Source organism: Streptosporangium sp. NPDC000239, assembly GCF_040300765.1.
In the GTDB taxonomy this organism is placed as follows: domain Bacteria; phylum Actinomycetota; class Actinomycetes; order Streptosporangiales; family Streptosporangiaceae; genus Streptosporangium.
In genome coordinates this window covers 1-20,811 of record NZ_JBEPEI010000015.1, presented here as the reverse complement: position 1 = coordinate 20,811, position 20,811 = coordinate 1, and the positions used below count along the sequence as shown (strand labels likewise).

Genomic DNA, 20,811 nt, shown 5'->3' with positions numbered 1-20,811 from the left:
TCGGCCTCTTCCAGGAGCATCGGGCGGAGCTGCTTGGGGTAGACGGTCTCCGTCACAGAGGTGTTGCGGTGGCCGACCAGGCGGGAGATGTTCTCCGGGGAACCCCGGAGTCCGAGAGCAGTGAGACGAAGCTGTGCCGCATCTCGCGAGGTGTCCAGTCCCTGGCGTTCAGGCCCGCTTTCTCGAGCACGGTTCGGAAGGAACGCTGGACGTTGTGCGCGTCGAGCTCCGTCTTGGTCACGTCCAGTGAAGTGGTGTACGAGCTGACCTTCGCGTGATCCTGCTTCTGCAGGTTAAGCGGTAAGTGTCTGCGGTAGTGGGTTGTGGGCCGGTGTGTCACCGGCAAGGACGCGCATCCGGCATTTGGCCAGGATGTCGAGCCCCATGGAGCGGCGAGCCTCGGTCCACTCATCGGTCTGCTCGGCCAAAACCGCACCGACAAGCCGGACGATCGCGGCCCGGTCCGGGAAGGTGCCGACCACGTCGGTGCGGTGGCGGATCTCCTTGTTCAACCGCTTCTGTGGATTGTTCGACCAGACCTGCCGCCAGGTCTCCTTCGGGGAAGGCGGCGAAGGCCAGCAGGTCTTCGCGGGCGGCTTCCAGGTGCTTACATGCGGCTGGATACTTCGCCGCCAAGGCATCAATCACCCAGGCATGCTGGGCGCGTACCTGCTCGGCGGTGGGCTGGTCGAAGATGGTGCGCACCAGGGTGGCCACCCATGGCTGCGCCGACTTGGGTACGGTCGTCAAGAGGTTGCGCAGGTAGTGGGTGCGGCATCTCTGCCAGGACGCGCCCGCCAAGGTCGCGCCGATCGCCTCGACCAGGCCAGGATGGGCGTCGGAGACGACCAGCTGCACCCCGCCCAGGCCGCGGGCACCAAGCCCCGCAGGAACGTCAGCCAGCCGGCGCCGTTCTCGGCCGAGGTGACCTCCAGCCCGAGGGGTTGCCGCCTGCGTTCACGGCCGTGGCGACCAGGACGCGCACGTTGACGATCCGGCCGCCTTCGCGGACCTTCTGGGTCAGGGCGTCCAGCCAGACGAAGGCGTACGGCCCGCCGTCCAAGGTGCGGGTGCGGAAGGCCTCCACCTGGGTGTCGAGCACCTTGGCCATCTGGGAGACCTGGCTTTTGGAGATGGTCTTGATGCCGAGCTGTTCGACGAGTTTGTCGGCCCGCCGGGTGGAGACGTCCAGCAGGTAGCTGGTGGCCACCACGCTGATCAGGGCCTGCTCGGCCCGCCGTCGACGCTCCAGCAGCCCGTCGGGGAAGGTAGGAGCCCGAGCGGAGCTTGGGAATGGCGAGCTCCACGGTTCCGGCGCGGGTGTCCCAGCCGCGGGAGCGGTAGCCGTTGCGGCGGTTGGTGCGCTCGTCGGTCCGCTCGCCGTATCCGGCGCCGCACAGGCCGTCGGCTTCGGCCGACATCAACGCTTCGGCCATGGTCTCCCGCCATGGATCGCAACAGATCCGGATCGCCGGTCTCGATCTGCTTCGCCAGCCACTGCGCGGGCGTCACACTGTTGTCTGCGGCCATCGCCTGGTTCTCCTTCGAACTTGATCTTCGCTACTCGAAGGATCACGCGATGACCGTCGCCATTTCCTGGCGCCACTCTTGTGACCAGGTCAAACTTGTATACCACCTCCGTGGACGCAACCATGGCCACGGACGAGGCCCGGATAACCACGGACTGCCGGGGACTTTTTCCACGACGTCAGACGACGTCGGCCACTGTTCGGACCCCGGTGACTTGGCTTCGCATTGAAGGGTTAGGGGACGAGCCCCCATCTTGAAAACGTTCCTATTTTGGCGGGCTGGATGGTTAGGTCGGCCGATGGCTTGTCCGCCTTTTTGATTGTGTCGCCTCGGACCAGGTTATATGCCAGAAAACGTCCGTTGGTTTGTTTTATTGCGGATCGATTGGAAGGGGGTCCGTCGAAGCGGAGGCTCTTTTTGCTGTGGGGTGTTGGCGATGTTGGATAACCAGGAAGGTGAGGTGGCCGGCGTTGTGTTGCTTCAGTTTAATTAGGTTCCCGGGGTCTGCTCTGCGCCGTTTTACTAGGGGAACCCGAGCCCACTAATAACAGTACAGGATTCCGTTTTCCTCACGAGCCTCTAGATCGTTCCTTTGGTATTGCCAATTGCAGGCAGAGTCAGGGTTGACCTTCAACTGGCAATTCCAAGTATTGCCCGAAAGCGCCGCCTCGACGGTGGTGCTGGGTGAGTATTTATAGCGACAGTAACCTGCCATGTCGTTTATGCCGCCGATGGGACTGCTCTGGGGGTCCGTGCAAATCCCGCTGTTCGGGTTGGCGGATGTAAAGACGATAGAGAGATCGTTTCTCTTGTACTGCCAGTTGCATGCATCGGTAAGATCTACGTCAGACGAGCATAGATCCCTATTGTTTGTGTTGAAGTTAAGAGACTTGCAGTATCTCGCCACATCTATGCCGCCCGGAGAGGGTGATGGGAGAGCGTATCGGACACCTACAAAAAACCCGGTAAGGGGGAGTCCTAATATCAGTAAGATTGCAACAGTGGTCTTGAGCCATTTCGGCCAGCTCTTGATGAAATCGATCAGTTTTGTCACCAGGTCAATGCCGACGTTGAAGATGTTTACTTCCATTGCTTTACCCGATTCCAGAGAGATGCTTACAGGAATTTGTCGGCCTTCGGGTGGCGCTCGCGAACGGTCTGAGTCCGAATCCGTGCTACGCCTGGCGAACCTCTGTATGCGAACTTCGCCCGCATGAAATAGGTGGGGGAGTGTGAACCTCGGGCATTGATGAGCCTTGTCCCAGCGGGAACTATTCATAACATGAACGTCTAGACGCACACAAGGGTTTGCTTCGTCCGCATAAAAACAGCATGGAGTGAGGTGCGCTTCCGGGCGGTAAGCGCAGGCGCGAGGGGTGTGATTTGAAAATTGATCATGCCGGTGCGCTAGATGGGGCTGGCGGCTGCAAATGTCGCACTTATGGACCTTTGCTCTAATTTAGAGGATTTGCAACCTTCTAGCTGTTTTTGTCCACTAGTGATTATTGAGATTAGATCCCGAATGCTGCGTCATTGAGGGTGTTTTATGGTTATTTGATGCTTTGTGCTCTGAATATCGTGATTATGGGATATCTCAAAGGTGGTGGACTGGCCGCCCGAAATAGAGAACGGCGTGAGGAAATGTGGCTACGTGCGGCGGATATGTTCGCGGATGGAACGTCGCAGGCCCAGATAGCTCAAGATGTTGCAGGTCTCGCCGATGTCTGCCAACCGCTGGTATCGCGCCTGGCAGACAGGAGGAACCGCCGCCTTGGCCTCAAAGGGGGGCGGTCGGGTGGCCATGCCAGGTGACCGAGCAGCAGCGAAAGCGATTGGAGGCTGAACTGCACAGAGGACCGGTCGCGCACGGCTAGAGAGAAGATCAGCGAACGAGACCGGTCTACCTCTCGAACTGGCCTAACTCCAGAGATCTAATCTCAGTAGCGAGCCCTGGACAGGTGTGGCGGAGTCAGCGAACGTCCTCGCAACGGGTGAGCCGTCACCCGTGACGGGGGCGGTGGCCGATGACCGGGTCAGGCGTCGGGGTTGTCGAGGATGACGACGGGGGCGTTCTCCACAACCGGCAACTCACCGTCCAGGTCCATGCCGGTGGCCGCCTCGATGAAGGCGAACGCCGCACTGCGCTTACCGCGGTAGTCCTCCGGGCCGAGCGTGTCGAGCATGGCGCGGAAGTCGGTCAATATGCTCGGATCACCCTCCTCAATGCGGTGCTCGGTGAAGACGAAGTCGCGCATTCGTGCCCTGATCTTGCCGTCGGCCGCGTAGAGGATCGTGTATCCCCCGTTGAAGTGCCAGGTCACCATCCATACGCGTGACTCCCTGCTGAGTTCGGTCAGGACGCGGTCGGACAGGCCGAAGCCGTAGGCGAGTTCGAGGAAGCCCCAGGTTCCTTCTCCCTCGGAGACGAGGAGTACGGGGCGGCCTTCGTCCATGGCCTCTTCCCCGGGATGGTCCATGACGCGCTGCTCGGGGTCGCGACCTCCGTTCAGCCGCCGTAGAAGGTCATCCACCGTGATCTCTTCGTTGAGGGGCAGCACCACGGTCCAGGAGAGACCGTTCTCCAGCCACTGATGCCGCTCGAAGAAGCCACGGTAGTAATCGATCACATGATCATTGTGGTGGAGAACAAGGGTGTCTGCATGATCTGGTGTGCCGGGAGTACTGCCATTACTCTCGGCCGTCTGTGATCGTTTGACTCCTCCGGTCGCCCTCGGGCTGAGAACCGGCCACAAGGGACGGTGAGTGGTGTCTGATCTGGTGCGGCTGGACACGGACGGTTCCTATGCCTCTGCCGGCGGTCCAACCGCGCCGGGTATGGGTGACCCCTCGGTGGACGACCGATCTTTCCCCTCCGCTCGGTCCGGCTCCATGAAGCCGACAGCCGTATCGGCGCGACCGTCGTTCTTCCGTCGAAGTCTCCGGTGGGTCGTCGCACTGGCACTTCTGGGAGCGTTGGCCGTCGTCGTGTGGCCTTCCTTCGATCTGCTGGGGCATCACGACGACCCTGTCGGGGCGGCGGCAGTGGGGGAACTGGAAGGCAGGCCGGTCGCCGTAAGCGCCGGTAGTGGCCCCGACGACACCACCTTGCGGGTGTGGGACCTGACCACAGGCGATCCGATCGGCGAACCGATCGTCGCTCACCCGGAGGGCGTCGTGGCGATGGCACTCGGGAAAGTGGACGGCAGGCCGGTGGCCGTCACAGGCGGCTACGACAACACCGTACGGATCTGGGATCTGGCTACGCGCGGCCTCGTCGGTGAACCGATAAGGCTCGGCAACACCGAACGCGTCGATGCTCTTGCGGTCGGGGAGGTGAACGGTCGAGCCGTCGTCGTCGTTGCGGCGGGCTGGGGCGACTCCGGCTATGAACTGCCTGTGTGGGTGTGGGACCTGGCCACACACGAACCTTTCGGCGATCCGATGATCGGACACACCGACTTCGTCTCGACTGTGGCGCTCGGAGAGGTGAACGGTCGAGCGGTCGCCGTCACCGGCAGCGTTGACGGCACGATACGCATGTGGGACCTGACCACCCGCGAGCAGATCGGCGATCCGATGACCAACGGCGCCGGCGTCGGGGATGTCGCGCTTGGACGGGTGGACGGCAGACAGATCGCTGTCTCCAGCGACGATAAGGACGTTCGGGTGTGGGACCTGACCACCCACCGGCTCATCGGTGCACCGATGGCGGCCGGCCATGTCCATGGGATCAGGACAGTGGTGGTCGAAGAGATCAACGGTCGGCCGGTGGCCCTCACCGGCGGTGGCGACGACGAAAACGGTGGCGGTGCCGTGCGGGTTTGGGATCTACGTACGCGCAGACCGCTGGGCGAACGAATGAGATACGCCAGCTGGGTCGGAGACGTAGCGGTCGGACATGTGGGTGGAAAAGTGGTCGCCGTCACCGGGGGTGGCGACGGCGACGTGCGGGTGCGGGATCTGAGCGCCTACGCGAGATGAGTCACGTCTGTCGCAACGGGTGATCCCAAACAGAGGTCTGTCTCACCGAGGACGACGGGCGCCCCTGGTTTCTCACGGCTGTCTCGGTTCGACGCGGTGTCCATCGCTCACGGAAGCCGGGGAGGCCCGCCGAAGGTCGTCCGGGTGACCCGGCCTGAGGCTCAGCTGGATCTGGTGTCGACGACGCCGACGACGTCCGAGACCGCGATCGTGCCGTGCTCGGCGGTGTCCTGGTAATAGCGCGAGTCCGCGGATATGTCGCGGTTGTCACCCATGACCCAGAGTCGGCCCGGCGGTACGTCGAGCTCGAAGTCCGCGGCGGAGGCCGGATGTGCGGACACGTACGGCTCGGACAGCGAGCGTCCGTTGACCACCACCTTCCCGGTGGCGTCGCAGCAACTGACGGAGTTTCCGGGAGCGCCGATGATCCGCGCTATGCGGAAACCGGTGTCCGGCTGGGAACTCGGGTCGGTCCAGGACGCGGGTGGCCGGTAGAGGATGACCTCACCGGTCTTCGGAACGAAGTCTGCGCCGACCATGCGGGCGATGAAGTGCTGACCTTTCTTGATGGTGGGCTCCATCGCGGCACTTCCGGTTCGGAAGCCTCTTCTTCCCGTGATGTCCTCCACCATCCCGCAGGCGGTCGTGGGGACGATGAGTAACACCACGAGTAGGGCCCTCAGTCCTTTGAATACCACCCGGGCATTATCCGATTCACACGCAGTTCTGAAATGGCGATTCTTGTCACGATCTCATTCCACCTCCACGGCGCGTGTTTCGTTCCCAGAGGAAGACCCGGAACGCGGTTTTCGGTTCCAGGTTATGGATTCGTCGCCGCGAGGCGGAAAGAGGCGCCCTGTGAATGTTCAGGACCTGAAACTGTAGGCGCGTTCGACCCGGGCGATCTGAACGTCGTAGTACTCGTACCAGCGCTCGCGTCCGAGTCGTTGCGCCTCCAGGTGCTCGACGTCCGCCTTCCAGCCGGCGATCGACTCGGCGTCGGCGTAGTAGATCACCGTCAGTTCGTGGCCGTCGGCTCTGGCGACGGACTCACGGCCCAGATAGCCCGGCCACTTGGTGCCGAGCTCGACCATCCGGGCCGCCATCTCGTCATACCCCTCCAGGCCGGTGTCCTTCAGCTTCTGGGTGATGATCACCGCGTAGTAGGGGGGTGTAATAGGCGTCATGCGTCTATGCTACTGACAATTCCGTTTTGGCGCGCTTGATATCAGAGAGGGTCCCGCTCGCCGGAGTTGCTTTCTGCCGGGCCGAATGCCCCTGCTGGGGGATATGGCGCCGCCGAACAGAATCGTGCGATCACCGACCGTTATCGTTTCATTCGGGCGCGCCTTACTTCGCCGACCGTCCTGGTTCTTGTGGTGCTGCCCGGTCCGCGGAACGGCTGGGAAAAGCCCGCTGTTGTCAGGGCGAATGCGGCGCCGGCAGTACGGACAGTTCGCAGGCGTAGGCGTCGGGGGGCGCGTTCAGAACCCAGACGATCATCGCGGCCAGAGACCGCGGCTGGATGCACAGTCCGGGGTCGTACGGGCGCCCGAAGGCGTGCCTGACCTCTCCCAGCAGGTCGGTCGCCGTTCCCCCGGGAAAGACCGTGGTGACACGCACCCCGTGGGCCGCCTCCTCCGCGCGCAGCGACTCGGCCAGTTCCCGCAGCGCCGCCTTGCTGGCGACGAAGGCCGACCAGCGGGGGACCGCCGTCATCCCGGGCGAGGCGTTGACGAAGATCACGTGACCTCCGGACCGACGCAACGCGGGCAGCGTCAGCCGTACGAGCTCGGCGGCCGAGGCCACGTTCACCGCCAGGGTCCGCCGCCACGTCTCAGGGTCGCTCTCGGCGACGGCCTCGACGGGGGAGACGCCCGCGCAGTGCACCAGCGCCTGTATGTCCTCCAGCCCTTCCAGCGCGGCGGCCAGGGTGGCGGGTTCGGCCAGGTCGGCCTCGATGCCACGGACGTCGAGCCGCCCGACGTCACGGCCCACGGCGATCACCCGATGTCCCGCCTCGGTGAGCGCGTCGACCAGCACCCTCCCGATCCCTCCCGTGGCCCCGGTCACCAGTACGTTCACGATGCCAGCCCATGGGCGAGGTCGAGCAGGTGTGACAGGCGCAGGACCCGGCCGCCGCTTCCCGGGAGCGGGACATGGAGGGGCTCGGTCCAGCGAGTCGGGATCGCGGCCAACCCGTGGACGGCCCCGGCCAGGCCGCCGGTGACCGCGGCGACGGTGTCGGTGTCGCCGCCCAGGTCGATCGCGGCGCGGACCGCGTCCTCGTAGCCCCGGGTGGTGCGCAGAGCCCATACCGCCGAACCGAGGCAGGCCCAGACGGCGCCGTTGGACTCGGTGGCCTGGCTGGGATGCCAGTCCGGCGCCAGGACGACGGCGTATCGCTCCCGGTGGTCGGGGTGAACGGCGGAGAGGGTCAGGGAAAGGGAGTCCAACGGGTCGACACCGCTCAAGGCGGCGCGGACCAGGTCGTGGAAGATCGCGGTGCCCTCCCAGGCCGCGGGGTCGCCGTGGGTGAGGGCGGCGATGCGGCGGGCGGCGTCCATGGTGACGTGCCGTCCCTTGGGGGCGAAGTACACCGCTGAAGGGGTGGCCCGCATCAGTGAGCCGTTGCCCGCGGCGCGGTGACTGCTGCGGTAGTGGGCGACGGCGGCCTGATCCCAGGGCAGGCCACGCGTCAGGACGTCCTCGGTCTGCAGCCCGATGTCCTTGGGGTCGTCGGCCGCCCAGCGCAGGAAACGCGTGAAGATGTCCGGCAGGTCCAGGCCGCCGCGTTCCAGAAGCGACTCGGCGACGTGAACAGCCATTTGTGTGTCATCGGTGGCCTCCCCGGCATTCCAACCACCGCCTTCGCTCATCTCGTCTCCAGAGCCAGGCGCCGGAAAGCGGGCGGAGAACGCACCTGGTGGACCGAACTCGAAAGGCGCGCCCAGAGCGTCACCGACCGCCGAACCGACGACCGCCCCGGCGGCACGCTCCAAGTGATCCACAACAGCAGGGTACTGACCGGCCCGGTGGACCGCGTTAGTCTCATTCGCAGACGACTCGGATGGAGGCGGTGTGGAGGTTGATCCGCACGTCCACGTCGGGCGGCAGGTGTTGCGGGCCGGTGCCGACTTTCGCAATGTGATCGTTTCGTCGTTCGGGCTCGTGCCCGACAGTCCGAGCGTCGTCACCACCGGGTGCGGGCTTCAGGTGCCCTACGCGATGACCTCGCTCCGCCCGGAGAGCGTCACCTGTCTGCCGTGCCGGGAGCACGCGCACCGGGAGTGTCTCGGCTTCGCCGAGCAGGTGGAGCGCCTGAGCCGGATGCCCGGCGCGCCCGTCCCCGGCGACCAGGCGGCCGAGGCCGCACGATGGGCCCGGGACCTCGCACAGCGGTTCTCCGGCTGAGTCACAGCGGTTCTCCGGTTGAGTCACGGCGGTTCTCCGGCTGAGCCATGGCGGCTCCGTGCCGAGTCGCGGAGGTTCTCCCGCCGGGTCGCAGTGGCCCTCCGGCCGGGTACGGTGACCGCGCGCCAGGACGGGTGTCCTCCGCGCGGACGGCCGGAAAGCGCCTCGAACCGATCGGCCGGGCGACGGATCCCGCGGCCCGGCTCCATCTGTCTCTGAGCAAGGATCCGCCTCCGAACAAGGCGGGTACGGCGACCGCGCCTGCTCCGAGCGGGGTGATCACGGCGGGCGCGCGTCGGCCCTCCGCCGCACCGGACGGCGAGCGCATCCTCACCTGGCGGCGGATGTACGACCTGGAGAAGCTGCCCGGGCGTCTCATCGTGGTTTCGCCGGCGCCTACCGCTCGGCCCCAGGGGCATGCTCGCCTCCTCACGTGACCGGAGGACGCCGAAGGTTGTCGGGATCGTGGGGGTTGGGCATGTAACGCTTCTTTTGCCTTCTTCCAAGCACTGACGTGTTCGGGAGGACGACGAAGGGAGCACGGCCAGTGCGCCTCAAACACACGGGATCGGTGGAGATCTCCACCGATCCCGAGGCTTTCGAAGCCTTCTACAGGCGCCACGTCGAAGCGGTCACGCGATTCATGGCCCGCAGGGTGGACGATCCGCACACGGTCGCCGACCTGGTCGCGGAGGTCTTCGTCGCGGTGCTCGACTCGGCGCACACCTACCGCTCTGGCCTGGGCAGTGAGATCGGCTGGTTGTACGGCGTGGCGCGCAACACCCTGTCCGCGGAGCGGCGGCGGACGGCGAGCGAGCTGCGTCTCACCAGCAGGATCAGCGGACGGCGGCTCCTCGACGCGGACGACCTGCTGCGGCTTGAGGAACGTCTGGACGCGGAGAGCCCGGCCCGGCGGGCCTTCGAGGCCATGGCCGGTCTGCCGGAGAGCGAACGCGCCGTCCTGGAACTGGTCGTCGTCGACCAGCTCTCCATCCCTGAGGCGGCGACCGCGCTCGGCATCCGGCAGGGGACCGCCAGGGTCCGGCTGTACCGCGCCCGCCGCGCACTGCGCCACGCTCCCGGCGTCACCTCCCCCACGGTCATGGAAGGACTCCGATGAATTTCGAGGAGAGACTGCTCATGGAACTCAAGACAGAGATGAGCGAGCGGATGGCGCGGGGGCCCGTCCGCAGGCCCATGCGCCGGCGGCTGCTGACGGGGGTGGCGGTGGCGGGCCTGGCCGCCGCGGCGCTGGTGGCCGTACCGATGGTCATGGGGACGGAGAGCTCGGCGTACGCGCTGACCGAGAACCCGGACGGATCCATCACGTTGAAGATCAACGAGTTCCGGAACCCGGACCAGGTCGAGCGGGACCTCGCCGATCTGGGCGTGAAGGCGGACGTCTCCTACGTCCGGCCCGGCAAGAGGTGCGCCCCGGGGCGGTTCACCACCATCGATGAGCCGTCCTTCACCCCCGAGGAACTGCGGAGCAAGGACCCCGGGGTCAGGAAGCGGGTCCTGGAGGCGATGGAGGGCACGCCCTCACGTCAGGCGTACGACACCGTGCCGGGGGGCGGCCTGAAGATCTACCCGGAGAAGATCAAGCCGAACTGGACCGTGGTCATGGAGTTCACCGAGAACGATGACCAGACCTCGGGTCCGGAGAAGCCGAGGGCGCTGTGGCAGTTCCTCTTCCAGGTCACCGACGGCCCCGTCAAGCCCTGTGTGGTCATCGACGATCCGTCCTGGGACGTGATCGGCCCCGAGGGGCTCCCGCCCGCGGGGAGCTGATCCCGGGCAGGGCGGGCCACCGCGGAGCACGGAACTCACCGGCGAAGTTCGTTAGGTAGCGCCACTATCGAACTTTGGATAACATCACTATCCAAGGAAGGTGAGTTCTATGACCGTGATCGTCCTTTTCGTGGCCACGCTGTGCTTCCGTCTGTCGGGGGCGGTGTTCGGCGTGGCGCGCTTCGCCACCTGGAGGATGAGCGCCGCCTGCGGGCTGGCCGTCATGCTGGTCATGACGGCCAGTGCCCATTTCGTCCCGTCGAGCGTGACGTTCATGCCGAACCACGCCGACATGGTGGCGATGGTTCCGCCGTTCGTCCCGCTGCCCGCCTTCGTGGTCTACCTGACCGGGGTCCTGGAACTGGCCGGGGCGGTCGGGCTGGTGCTTCCCGCCACCCGGCGGGCGGCCGGGATCTGCCTGGCACTGCTGTTCGTGCTCATGCTCCCGGCCAACGTCTACGCCGTGCTGGCCGGGACGACCCTCGGAGGGGAGCCCGCGACACCGCTGTGGCAGCGGATCCCCGAGCAGATCCTCTACATCGGCGTCGCGCTGTGGGCCGCGGGCGTCGCGGCGCGCAGGACGCGTGAGCCCTCCGCCGTGCGTTGATCAGCGCGCGACCCTGGTGCCGCCGAAGATGAGGCCCTGGGGCATCGGGCTGGTCAGGAACGCGTGCGGGAAGCCGAGCTCGACGGCACTGGCCTCGCCGAGGGCGGTCACCTCGTCCTCGGTGAGGCGCAGTTCAAGGGCGCCCAGGTTGTCCTCAAGCTGCTTGAGGGTCCTGGCTCCGACGATCGAGGACGTCACCGCCGGGTTGAGCAGCGTCCAGGCGAGCGCGACCTGCGCGGGCGTGGCGCCCCTGCCCGCGGCGACCTCCTTGACCACGTCGGCGATGGCGAGACCACGCTCGGTCAGGGAGCCGTTGGACACCGCGATGTCCTTCCGCGTCCCCTCGGCGGTGGCCGACACCGCCCCGGTCTCCAGATCGGCGCGGGTGTACTTGCCGGTCAGCACGCCACTGCCGAGCGGGGACCAGGGGATCACCCCGAGCCCCATCTCACGCGCCATCGGGATGAGGTCACGCTCGACGGTCCGCTCGATCAGGCTGTACTCGATCTGCAGCGCGATCAGCGGGCTCCACCCGCGCAGGTCGGCGATCGCCTGCATGCGTGAGACCTGCCAGGCGGGGGTGTCGGAGATGCCGACGTATAGCACCTTGCCCGCCCTGACCAGGTCGTCCATGGCGCGCAGCACCTCCTCGACCGGGGTGGTGCCGTCCCAGGCGTGCAGGTAGAGCAGGTCGATGTAGTCGGTGTTCAGCCTGCGCAGGCTCGCCTCGACCGAGTCGATCATGCTCTTGCGGTGGTTGCCGCCCGAGTTCGGGTCGCCGGGGCGGGTGGCCAGCGTGTACTTCGTGGCGAGCACCAGACGTTCGCGGCGGCCGTGCGCGAACTCGCCGAGCAACCGCTCCGCCGTACCGTTGGTGTACTGGTTGGCGGTGTCGACGAAGTTGCCGCCCCGGTCGAGATAGGCGTCGAAGATCTGCCGGGCCTCGTCCTTGTCCGATCCCCAGCCCCAGTCGGACCCGAAGGTCATGGTGCCCAGGGAGAGAGGGGAGACGCGCAGGCCGGAACGGCCGAGCAGCCGGTAGAGGTCGAGGGAGACGGGTTCGGACACGATGGCCTCCTGTGTGCCGGATTCGTTTCTCCCATGCTGGAACGATCACGTACGGCCAACCAGTGAAGGTCCTTCCTGGGACTGGCTCTCCCAGGCAACCGGAGGCCTTCGCCCGCCCAACGGCGACATCGGCGTCGAGGCCCGGGGACCGGCCCTTCCAGGGGGCCGGAGGTAGGATCGAGACGGTGAACGGCAACGCGTACGTGACCAACGAGCTGGCGGTGTTCCTGCGCACCCGCCGTGAACGGCTGGCACCCGACGACCTCGCGCTTCCGCGAAGCGGACGTTCGCGCCGCACTCCCGGCCTCAGGCGCGAGGAGGTCGCCGAGCTGGCCGGGGTGAGCGTCGACTACGTGATCCGCCTTGAGCAGGGGCGGGGGCTGCGCCCCTCGCCGGAGGTGCTGGACGGCCTGGCCAGGGCGCTGCGGCTGAGCGACGACGAGCGGGCCTACCTGTTCGACCTGGTCGGGCAGCGGGCGGTGACCCGGGTTCCGCCGTCGAGGCAGGTTCCCCCGCCGGTCGCCCGGCTGGTCCACGACCTGTCGCCACTGCCGTGCATGCTGCTCGACCACCGGTTCGACATTCTCGCCTGGAACCGTGAGATGGCCGCGCTGATGCTGGACTTCGGCGCCGTGCCCGCCCGGCAGCGCAACTCGCTCTGGCTCTGCTTCGTCCACCCCGGGCTGCACGACTTCTACCGTGACCGTGAGCGGGTGATGCGCGAGGGCATCGCCGACCTGCGCGCGGCGTGGGCCGCCCACACCGACGACGCCGCGCTGGGCGACCTGGTCACCGAGTTGCAGGAGCAGAGCGAGGAGTTCGTCCGTCTGTGGGCGCTCCGTGATGTGAAGGTGAACGGCCGGGGCCGTAAGCCGCTCATGCATCCCAGGGTGGGGCCGCTCACCGTCGACTTCGAGGTGCTGAACCCGTTGCAGGACCCCGGTCACCGGCTCGTCATCTACCGGGCCTCCGATGCGGCCTCGCAGGCCGCCCTGGACGCCATCGCCCGCGAGGCCGAGGACGGCCGGCGCACGCTCCACCGGGCCGTCGGGTAGGACCCTCGAAGGCCGCGGGTTCAGCGAGCGGGAGGCGTGACGAACTCAGGCTGGTCGAGCAGGCGCAGCCAGCTCCCGTCGGGCTGGCGCCGTACGACCTGGGCTCGGGCGCCCGAGCCGTCCTTCGGCGGGGTGGAGGTGAGGGCGATGTCGTCGCTCACCAGGGTCGGCAGCGGTTCCTCCGCCTCGAAGCGCGGCCGGTTGGCCAGGACCTTCTCCCACAGCACGCGGATCGCCTCCCGGCCGACGGTCCGGCCGCCGGGCGGGTAGGCGAGGACCGCGTTCTCCTCGTAGAGGGCGGCGACCCCGGCCGCGTCACCGGCGTTGGACCGCTCGACGAACAGCCGGGTGATGTCCTCGGGGCGCATGGCCTTCTCGTACTCCGTCATGGGGTCCTCCTGGTCGTCGGTTCGGACGTTCTCCAGTCTTGTCACCCCCTTTTCAGAAGTCCAACAGATTGTTCTTCTCATAACTAGAATCCATGGTTATGGAACTGAGGCAGCTGGAGTACTTCGTCGCGGTCGCCGAGGAGCGCAACTTCACCCGGGCGGCCGAGCGGGTCCGCATCAGCCAGTCCGGGATCAGCGCCCAGATCCGGCAGCTCGAACGGGAGATCGGGGCGGAGCTGTTCGACCGCTCGGCGCGCGTCGTGACCCTCACGGTCGCGGGCAAGGCCGCCCTCGGGCACGCCCGCGCGGCGCTCGCCGAGGCCGCCGCGTTCGGCCGGGCGGTGGGGGAGGTGACCGGCCTGGTCAGGGGGCGCCTCACGGTCGGAATGGTCGTCGGTTGCACCGTCACGCCGCTCTTCGACGCCCTGGCGGCCTTCCACCGGGCCCATCCCGGGGTGGAGATCTCACTGTTCGAGGCAGGTTCCGACCGGCTCGTCGAGGAGGTGCGCGCGGGCACCGCCGACCTGGCCCTCGTCGGCAGCGCGGGCACGACCCCCGAGGGGTTGGAGGCGTTGACGGTCGTCAGGGAGGGACTCGTCGCGGCCGTGCCGTACGGTCACCCGCTGGCGGAGCGGCCGAGTGTCACCCTGCGGGACCTGACCGCCCACCCGATCGTGTGCATGCCGCCGGGTACGGGGTTGCGCACGGTGTTCGACCGGGCCTGCGCCGCCCGCGACCTCACCCCGGTGGTCGCGTTGCAGGCCAGTGCCGCCGACGCCGTGGCCGACCTCGCCGCCCGCGGCCTGGCGGTCGCGGTCCTCAGCGCCTCGATGGCCGCCTGGCACCGCGACCGGCTCGCGGTCCTCACGATCGAGGACGCCGAGGTGCCCGCGCTGCTCGCGCTGGTCTGGCGGGACACGCACAACCCCGCCGTGCGTGAGCTGCTCGCGTACGGCAGGCGGGCGTTCGCCGGCGTGGACCCCTCGCAGGACGGGGACTGACCGCCGCCGTCAGGGCCTCACGTGTGCGGGCACCGGCGCTGGTTCCACGCCTTGGAGTTCGCGATGGCGCCCAGGTCGAGCTGGGCCCAGAGCGCGCGCTCGGCTCTGGTGGCTCCGACCTCCGGGATCAGCCGTTCCGGGTGGCCGGGAGGCGGTCCGAAGGGCGACGGGCAGCGGTCGCAGGGTTCGGCGGGCGGGGCGTAGGCCTCGCGCGGGATGTGCCAGTGCATCGAGGCGAGCGAAGGGCCGATGTGCTCCGCCACGTTGAAGGCCAGGCGCAGCAGCCTCCGGCTCAGCTTCCATGACGGCGCGGGTCTGTTCGGTCGCACGGCGATCGTCGCTCCTTGTCCGGCCCTGGTGTGGTGACGGAGATCATGCCCACGACGGCGGCACCTCCCACATCTTTCGTCCCGGCTGTCTTCGGAAGTGCCCGCGAACGTCGCGGGAGACGACGCGTGCCATCGTGTTCCATGAACAGGGATCGTTTGGAGCGAGCCCGTCAGCGTCCCACAGAGGAGTCGATATATGTCCACAGACGCACCGACGCCGAAGAGCCGGAACGAGGCCGTCATCGAGGAGTTCCGCGCGAACAAGGGGAAGGTCGGAGGCTTCTTCGAGGGGGCCGCCCTCCTTCTGCTCACCACGGTGGGGGCCAGGAGCGGCAGGCCGCACACGACCCCGGCGGTCTACGTCAGGGACGGTGACACGGTCGCCGTGGCCGCCTCCTACGCCGGGGCGCCGAAGCATCCGGCGTGGTACCACAATCTGGTGGCCAACCCGGAGGTGACCGTGGAGATCGGCGCGGAGAAGTATCAGGCGACCGCGGTTCCCGCCGAGGGCGCCGAGCGCGACCGGCTCTTCGCCCTGATGGTGGCGGAGAACCCGCGCTTCAACGACTACGCGGAGAAGACGACACGGGTCATCCCCATGGTCGTCCTGCGCGCTCACTGAGCTCACCGGGCGGGGCCGCCTTCTGTGAAAGGCGGCCCTGCGTCTCATGTGCGGGGGGAGTCGTCCAGGAGCAGGGCCGCCAGCCGGGGCAGGCGGCGGCGCATCTCGGCGGGGTCGTCGAAGTCGAAGTCCTCGCCCATGTCCGGCTCGTCGAGTCGCTGCGGGTATCGCGCCCTCTGGGCCGCGAACAGGTCGTCGCCGCCGGTGAGGCGCCTGTAGGCGTTGGCGGGCACGTAGACGAAGTCCTCGTAGAAGAGGTCCTCGCCGTCGCCCGCCAGGACGAGGGGAAGGTCCGCGAGGCGGTCCGGGCCGGTGAGGGCGATCCGGTGACACTCACGGCCCTGGGCGATGACGCCGGCCCGGAAGTCCATGAAGGAGTCGTCGCTGCAACCACCGCCGATCAGGTAGGCGGCGGCCCAGACGTCCCAGCGGTGGAGCGCCGCCCCGTGCTCGTCGTAGTGCTGGCTGTAGTCGACGATCGCCTCGGCCGGCATGTCCGCCAGGACCGTCTCCAGGGCCTCGTGGAGAGGGCCGCCCAGAGCACGGGCTCGTTCGATGGTCGCCCAGAAGTCGTCTTGGTCCATGGCTGGATGGTGCCAGAGGAGGCGGACGAAAAAGGGGTCCATGGCGTCAACTTTGGGTTGACGGCCACATGGCGTCAACCTATGGTTGACGCATGACGGATTCAGTTCGCATGACGAACCAGGTTCGCCTCGACGATCTGATCGAGGCCATCAAGAAGTCCCATTCGGACGCGCTCGCGCAACTCTCCGGGGCGGTCATCGTCGCCGACCACCTGGGTGAGCTGGCGGACCACCTGATCGGTCACTTCGTCGACCAGGCGAGGCGTTCCGGCGCCTCCTGGACGGACATCGGCAGAAGCATGGGGGTGACGAAGCAGGCGGTACAGAAGCGTTTCGTGGCCAAGGGCGACGCCTCCGGTGACCCCAGCCAGATGTTCGGCCGGTTCACCGACCGGGCGCGGAACGTCGTGATGGCCGCGCACAACGAGGCCCACGCCGCGAGCAACGACGAGGTCCTCCCCGAGCACCTGGTGCTGGGCCTGCTGGCCGAGCCCCAGGGGCTGGCGGTCAAGGCGATCGGCAGGCAGGGGGTCACGCCGGAGGCCCTCAGGCAGGCCGTGGTCGCCCTGCTGCCCGAGGCGGCGGCCGAGGTGCCGGACCTCATCCCGTACGAGGCGCGCTCGCGCAAGGTGCTGGAACTCACCCACCGGGAGGCCCTGCGCCTGGGGCACAACTACATCGGAACCGAGCACCTCCTGCTCGCCCTGCTCGAATTCGAGGACGGCCAGGGCGTGCTGTCGGGCCTGGGGATCGACAAGGCCGCCGCCGAGGCCAGCATCGGGGAGGACCTCGCAGCCTTCCTCGCCGCCCGGAAGGGCCAGGGCTGACCTCATCCTCCGGGGCGCCGCGGCTGTTCGACGGTCGCGGCGTTCCCCCTGGTGGGAACGCTGCCAAACCCCACCAATCACTCTGTTATCTAATTGTTGCGTGATCCGGTACGCATAACGCGGTTTTCGGTTGTCTCACATATGGAGCGCGCCAGTAGCTCAAACGGGCGCGGAAGCATGCATATGAGGAGCAGACCGTGAAGACCATCAGGCGGACGGCCCAGGCCTCGCTCGCCCTCGTGGCCCTCGCCGCCGTTGCGGCCTGCGCTGGGGAGGGCGGCTCGGCTGTACAGGCGGCGCCCGTGTCCGTGTCCAGCGCCGCCTCGGCCACGGACAAGGCGGCGGTTCCGCCTCCCGCGGCGGGTAAGGCCGCCAAGACCGCACGACGTGGCAAGCCCATACTCGGCATCGCCGACATCACGCCCATGGGAGAGAAGGTCGAGCGGATCGGCGTCGGCGCGCCGATCATCGTCACCTTCGACAGGGCGGTCGCCAAGCGGGCCGCGGCCGAGGCCGTCCTCCAGGTCCAGGCGGACAAGCCGGTCCAGGGCGCCTGGCGCTGGGTCTCCGACCGCAAGGTCATCTACCGCACCAAGACCTACTGGAAGCCGCACCAGAAGGTCCTCTTCACCGCCCGCCTGAGCCAGATCCCCGGCAACGAGGCGGCCAAGGACGTCAGCCGCCGCTTCGCGATCGGCACGGCCAACATCTCGACGGTGAGCACCACCAGGCACCTGATGAAGGTCTACCGGGACGGCAAGCTCGCCAAGACCATCCCGATCAGCGCGGGCCGGGGAGGCCTGGTCAAGAACGGGGTCGACGTCTACCTCACCACCAGCGGCGTCCACCTCACGATGGGCAAGAAGGCGGTCGAGACCATGACCTCCTCCTGGCTCGGCGTCACCGACCCCAAGGACCCGCGCTACTACAAGGAGGAGATCCCCTGGGCGGTGCGGATCTCCGACAGCGGTGAGTACGTCCACCAGAGCGCGGGCTACTACCAGTACCTCGGCCGCTCCAACCAGAGCCACGGTTGCGTGCGCGCCACGCCCGAGGGCGCCAAGTGGTTCTACGGCATCGCCCAGCGCGGTGACGTCGTGAAGATCGCCGGCACCAAGCGCAAGCTCGACTGGCGCAACGGCTGGGGCTTCTGGCAGCTCAGCTGGACCGAGTGGAAGAAGGGCAGCGCCCTGCCCGCGGCCGGGGCCCCCACGCCGACCCCCACGCCCAGCGCGCCCGCGACGCCCCCGGACACGGGTGAGGAGCAGGCGGGCCAGGAGAGCGGCGTCTGACACGCACCCCTTCCCGTACGGCGGGCCCGGTTCTCCACGACACGGAGAGCCGGGCCCGTCCGGTCAGGGGAGGTTGACGTACTGGCGAGGGCGCAGGGCGTGGTTGCGCAGGGCGGCCAGGGCGGCGGAACGGCCCGCGGGCGTCAGCCTGCCCCCGACCCTGAGCCCGAAGGCGTCCAGACGCCGCCCGAGTTCGGTCAGCGAGGCCTCGACCTCGGCCGCCTGCCACTTCTCGCAGTCGATCACCGCCGTGACGTGCTCGCGCTCGGCGGGGGAACCGTCGACCAGCAGCATCAGCGCGACCTCCCGCGCCGAGGCGCCGAAGTCGTTCTCTCCCGGCACCGGCGTCAGCAACGCGGCCGCCGCGGACTCCCAGAGCAGGACGGGGTCGGCCAGCAGTCGCTGCCCGATCGAGGTGGTCACCAGGCGTCTGCCGACCCGGTGCAGCGCGCCCAGCTGGGTCTGCGCCATCTCCCTGGCCGCGGCCAGTTCCCCGGCGCTCCAGGTGCTCTCCGCGAGCACGGCGCGGGCCAGGTTGTGGCGCTGGGTCAGTGAGACGCCGCCGGGCCTGTCGCCCACCCTCAGCAGCCACCGCAGCGCTTCGAGGTGGTCCTTCTCCGGAGCGGGGATCGGGGCGTGCAGGCACACCTCGAAGGGCTGGGCGAGTTCGCGCCACGCGGTGCCCCTGCCCAGCACCCAGCGGTTGAGCCGTTCGCCCTGGACCCGGTGCAGCCAGTTGTCCCCGCCGAGTTCGGCGCGGGGCGTGGTGAGCCAGCGGCGGGTCAGCGCGATCCGCTCCCGCGAGTCGGGACTCAGCTGTCCCGAGACGATGGCCAGTTCGAGGGCGGCCGAGCAGGCGCCGTGCGCGCCCAGCTCCTCGGGGCCCATGATCGAGCTCCACCGCAGCTCGGGGACGTCGGGCGGGAGCACGCCGGTGGCGTCGAGCGCGCTCTGGTAGGCGGCCATCCCGGCCTCCTCGCCGGCGTGGGCGTAGACGCGCAGAATCCTGGTGGTGGTGGGGGAGACGCAGATCGCGGCGTAACGTTCGAGACCGCCCAGGCGCAGCAGGCGGCTCAGGGCATGGGCGATCGCGGCCCGGTCACCGCGGGCCTTGGTCGGCAGCGTGTACCAGAGGAACTCGCACACGTTGAGCTCGGTGATCGTCTCCAACGGCTCGCCGCCGGTCAGCCAGTCGACCGCGTTACGGGCGCGCTCGGCGCAGTCGGGCTCGGACCGTTCAAGCTCGGACAGAAGCGCGGCCACGTCCGGTGCAGGCATGCTTCGAAGTCTGCCGTATGCGGGCCTGCCCTGACGATGAACGTGACGTAATGGATCGCGCACGTCGCCTACCCTAGGAAATCGGTGCTAAGCGGATCGTGAGCCGGAGCTCAGATCCACCCCTTCTTGAAGAGCATGCGGGAACTCCAATCCGCGTAGGGAATGATCTCGGCGGTCAGCACCGGATAGAGCCACCAGAAGTTGATGATCGAGATCACCGTGAACGCGCCGACCACCACGGAGCCGAGCAGCCGCCGCGACGGTATGGCGTTCGCGGGGCCGATGATCAGCCCGGCCGCCAGGGTGATGGCCAGGACCATGAACGGCACCATGGGAATGGCGTAGAACATGAACATGGTGCGGTGGTCGGCCAGCGCCCAGTAGAACCAGGGCAGCCAGCCCGCGGCGTAGCCGAGCAGGACGGCTCCGGCCCGCCAGTCCCTGGTGGCCACGTACCAGGCGATCATGGCGACCAGGGCGGCGAGCCCGCCGTACCAGATGACCGGGGTGCCGACGCCGAGGACGGCCTGTGAGCAGGTATCGGCTCCACAGGCGTTCTTGGGGCCCTCGTAGAAGAAGGCCACGGGGCGAAGCAGCAGCGGCCAGCTCCACGGCTCCGACTGGTAGTTGTGCGGGGTCGACAGGCCGGTGTGGAAGCTCAGCACCTGGAAGTGGTAGTTGAGCCACGACCGGATGGAGTCGAAGACGAAGAAGGCCGGTCCCTGTGAGGTGGCCTGCGCCCAGTTGCGGCCCCAGCCGGTGGCGCTGATGAACCACCCGGTCCAGGAGACCAGGTAGGTGAGGGCGGGCAGCAGGCCGACCGCTCCGAGCAGTGTCGGCAGGTCCTTGCCCAGCGCCCCGCTGTACGGCCTGCGCAGCCCCACGGCGCGGCGGGCTCCCGCGTCCCACAGCAGTGTCATCACCGCGAAGGCGATGAGGTAGAACACTCCCGACCACTTCACCGCGCAGGCGGCGCCCAGGAGCACTCCGGCGGCCATCCGCCAGGGCCGCAGTCCCAGCCAGGGGCCCTGGTCGCTGATCGG

General features: G+C 67.7%; 22 protein-coding genes and 1 pseudogene. 10 read left to right on the top strand and 13 right to left on the bottom strand.

Translation table 11 applies throughout. The features are described from left to right. Positions 1 to 293: 293 nt before the first annotated feature. The 3 genes and pseudogenes from ABT340_RS29825 to ABT340_RS29815 form a co-directional block, all read right to left on the bottom strand. A pseudogene (locus tag ABT340_RS29825) lies at positions 294 to 1,530 on the bottom strand (IS256 family transposase). 541 nt (positions 1,531 to 2,071) lie between these two features. After that, positions 2,072 to 2,620 carry a hypothetical protein gene (locus ABT340_RS29820; protein WP_352014177.1) on the bottom strand — a complete coding sequence of 183 codons (549 nt, stop codon included), beginning with the start codon at positions 2,618 to 2,620 and terminating at the stop codon, positions 2,072 to 2,074. A 943-nt stretch (positions 2,621 to 3,563) separates the two neighbouring features. Then, complete coding sequence (locus ABT340_RS29815; RefSeq protein ID WP_352014176.1) at positions 3,564 to 4,157, bottom strand: hypothetical protein; 594 nt, start codon at positions 4,155 to 4,157, stop codon at positions 3,564 to 3,566. A gap of 262 nt (positions 4,158 to 4,419) precedes the next feature. Between ABT340_RS29815 and ABT340_RS29810 the strand changes: the two genes are divergently transcribed. Beyond that, positions 4,420 to 5,511: a WD40 repeat domain-containing protein gene (locus ABT340_RS29810; RefSeq protein ID WP_352014175.1), complete on the top strand. Its 1,092-nt coding sequence runs from the start codon at positions 4,420 to 4,422 to the stop codon at positions 5,509 to 5,511. A 161-nt stretch (positions 5,512 to 5,672) separates the two neighbouring features. Here ABT340_RS29810 and lepB read toward each other — a convergent pair whose 3' ends face one another. The 4 genes from lepB to ABT340_RS29790 all read right to left on the bottom strand — a co-directional run bounded on the left by lepB (position 5,673) and on the right by ABT340_RS29790 (position 8,522). Then, entirely contained in the window at positions 5,673 to 6,143 is a 471-nt protein-coding gene (gene lepB, locus ABT340_RS29805) for a signal peptidase I (RefSeq protein ID WP_352014342.1), read from the bottom strand. Between the two features lie 234 nt (positions 6,144 to 6,377). Continuing rightward, positions 6,378 to 6,698 (bottom strand): antibiotic biosynthesis monooxygenase family protein, encoded by a 321-nt coding sequence (locus ABT340_RS29800; protein ID WP_352014174.1) that lies wholly within the window; start codon positions 6,696 to 6,698, stop codon positions 6,378 to 6,380. Between the two features lie 235 nt (positions 6,699 to 6,933). Then, positions 6,934 to 7,596: an SDR family NAD(P)-dependent oxidoreductase gene (locus tag ABT340_RS29795; protein WP_352014173.1), complete on the bottom strand. Its 663-nt coding sequence runs from the start codon at positions 7,594 to 7,596 to the stop codon at positions 6,934 to 6,936. Next, complete coding sequence (locus tag ABT340_RS29790; protein WP_352014172.1) at positions 7,593 to 8,522, bottom strand: ADP-ribosylglycohydrolase family protein; 930 nt, start codon at positions 8,520 to 8,522, stop codon at positions 7,593 to 7,595. Before ABT340_RS29790 ends, ABT340_RS29795 begins: the two co-directional genes overlap by 4 nt. Positions 8,523 to 8,592: 70 nt before the next feature. Between ABT340_RS29790 and ABT340_RS29785 the strand changes: the two genes are divergently transcribed. The 4 genes from ABT340_RS29785 to ABT340_RS29770 all read left to right on the top strand — a co-directional run bounded on the left by ABT340_RS29785 (position 8,593) and on the right by ABT340_RS29770 (position 11,323). Continuing rightward, a complete protein-coding gene (locus ABT340_RS29785; protein WP_352014171.1) occupies positions 8,593 to 8,925 on the top strand; it encodes a hypothetical protein in 333 nt (110 codons plus the stop codon). A 547-nt stretch (positions 8,926 to 9,472) separates the two neighbouring features. Next, entirely contained in the window at positions 9,473 to 10,045 is a 573-nt protein-coding gene (locus ABT340_RS29780; protein ID WP_352014170.1) for an RNA polymerase sigma factor, read from the top strand. Positions 10,046 to 10,065: 20 nt separating this feature from the next. Continuing rightward, complete coding sequence (locus ABT340_RS29775; protein WP_352014169.1) at positions 10,066 to 10,716, top strand: hypothetical protein; 651 nt, start codon at positions 10,066 to 10,068, stop codon at positions 10,714 to 10,716. A gap of 109 nt (positions 10,717 to 10,825) precedes the next feature. Beyond that, positions 10,826 to 11,323 (top strand): DoxX family protein, encoded by a 498-nt coding sequence (locus ABT340_RS29770; RefSeq protein ID WP_352014168.1) that lies wholly within the window; start codon positions 10,826 to 10,828, stop codon positions 11,321 to 11,323. On the opposite strand, the gene ABT340_RS29765 is transcribed toward ABT340_RS29770, so the two are convergent. Then, a complete protein-coding gene (locus tag ABT340_RS29765; RefSeq protein WP_352014167.1) occupies positions 11,324 to 12,391 on the bottom strand; it encodes an aldo/keto reductase in 1,068 nt (355 codons plus the stop codon). 185 nt (positions 12,392 to 12,576) lie between these two features. On the opposite strand from ABT340_RS29765, the gene ABT340_RS29760 reads away from it, so the two are divergent. Beyond that, positions 12,577 to 13,446 (top strand): helix-turn-helix transcriptional regulator, encoded by an 870-nt coding sequence (locus ABT340_RS29760; protein ID WP_352014166.1) that lies wholly within the window; start codon positions 12,577 to 12,579, stop codon positions 13,444 to 13,446. Between the two features lie 20 nt (positions 13,447 to 13,466). Here ABT340_RS29760 and ABT340_RS29755 read toward each other — a convergent pair whose 3' ends face one another. Next, positions 13,467 to 13,835, bottom strand: a complete 369-nt coding sequence (locus ABT340_RS29755; protein ID WP_352014165.1) for a YybH family protein — start codon at positions 13,833 to 13,835, stop codon at positions 13,467 to 13,469. Between the two features lie 98 nt (positions 13,836 to 13,933). Between ABT340_RS29755 and ABT340_RS29750 the strand changes: the two genes are divergently transcribed. Continuing rightward, the gene (locus tag ABT340_RS29750; RefSeq protein WP_352014164.1) at positions 13,934 to 14,836 is read left to right on the top strand and encodes a LysR family transcriptional regulator; all 903 of its coding nucleotides are present in this window, start codon (positions 13,934 to 13,936) and stop codon (positions 14,834 to 14,836) included. Between the two features lie 17 nt (positions 14,837 to 14,853). On the opposite strand, the gene ABT340_RS29745 is transcribed toward ABT340_RS29750, so the two are convergent. Further along, positions 14,854 to 15,165: a DUF6059 family protein gene (locus tag ABT340_RS29745; RefSeq protein ID WP_352014163.1), complete on the bottom strand. Its 312-nt coding sequence runs from the start codon at positions 15,163 to 15,165 to the stop codon at positions 14,854 to 14,856. Positions 15,166 to 15,361: 196 nt separating this feature from the next. On the opposite strand from ABT340_RS29745, the gene ABT340_RS29740 reads away from it, so the two are divergent. Beyond that, positions 15,362 to 15,787 carry a nitroreductase family deazaflavin-dependent oxidoreductase gene (locus tag ABT340_RS29740; RefSeq protein ID WP_352014162.1) on the top strand — a complete coding sequence of 142 codons (426 nt, stop codon included), beginning with the start codon at positions 15,362 to 15,364 and terminating at the stop codon, positions 15,785 to 15,787. Between the two features lie 44 nt (positions 15,788 to 15,831). Here ABT340_RS29740 and ABT340_RS29735 read toward each other — a convergent pair whose 3' ends face one another. Then, positions 15,832 to 16,371 (bottom strand): DUF4240 domain-containing protein, encoded by a 540-nt coding sequence (locus tag ABT340_RS29735; protein WP_352014161.1) that lies wholly within the window; start codon positions 16,369 to 16,371, stop codon positions 15,832 to 15,834. A 92-nt stretch (positions 16,372 to 16,463) separates the two neighbouring features. Here ABT340_RS29735 and ABT340_RS29730 point away from each other — a divergent pair, with 92 nt between their 5' ends. Both ABT340_RS29730 and ABT340_RS29725 read left to right on the top strand, forming a co-directional pair. Next, on the top strand, positions 16,464 to 17,198 hold the full coding sequence (locus ABT340_RS29730; RefSeq protein ID WP_352014160.1) for a Clp protease N-terminal domain-containing protein: 735 nt from the start codon (positions 16,464 to 16,466) through the stop codon (positions 17,196 to 17,198). 197 nt (positions 17,199 to 17,395) lie between these two features. Further along, positions 17,396 to 18,490 (top strand): L,D-transpeptidase, encoded by a 1,095-nt coding sequence (locus ABT340_RS29725; RefSeq protein WP_352014159.1) that lies wholly within the window; start codon positions 17,396 to 17,398, stop codon positions 18,488 to 18,490. 63 nt (positions 18,491 to 18,553) lie between these two features. Here ABT340_RS29725 and ABT340_RS29720 read toward each other — a convergent pair whose 3' ends face one another. Together ABT340_RS29720 and ABT340_RS29715 are read right to left on the bottom strand one after the other, a co-directional pair. Beyond that, complete coding sequence (locus tag ABT340_RS29720) at positions 18,554 to 19,768, bottom strand: hypothetical protein (RefSeq protein WP_352014158.1); 1,215 nt, start codon at positions 19,766 to 19,768, stop codon at positions 18,554 to 18,556. A 110-nt stretch (positions 19,769 to 19,878) separates the two neighbouring features. Continuing rightward, positions 19,879 to 20,811 (bottom strand): dolichyl-phosphate-mannose--protein mannosyltransferase (locus tag ABT340_RS29715; protein ID WP_502992539.1); only part of this gene is annotated, 933 nt, incomplete at its 5' end.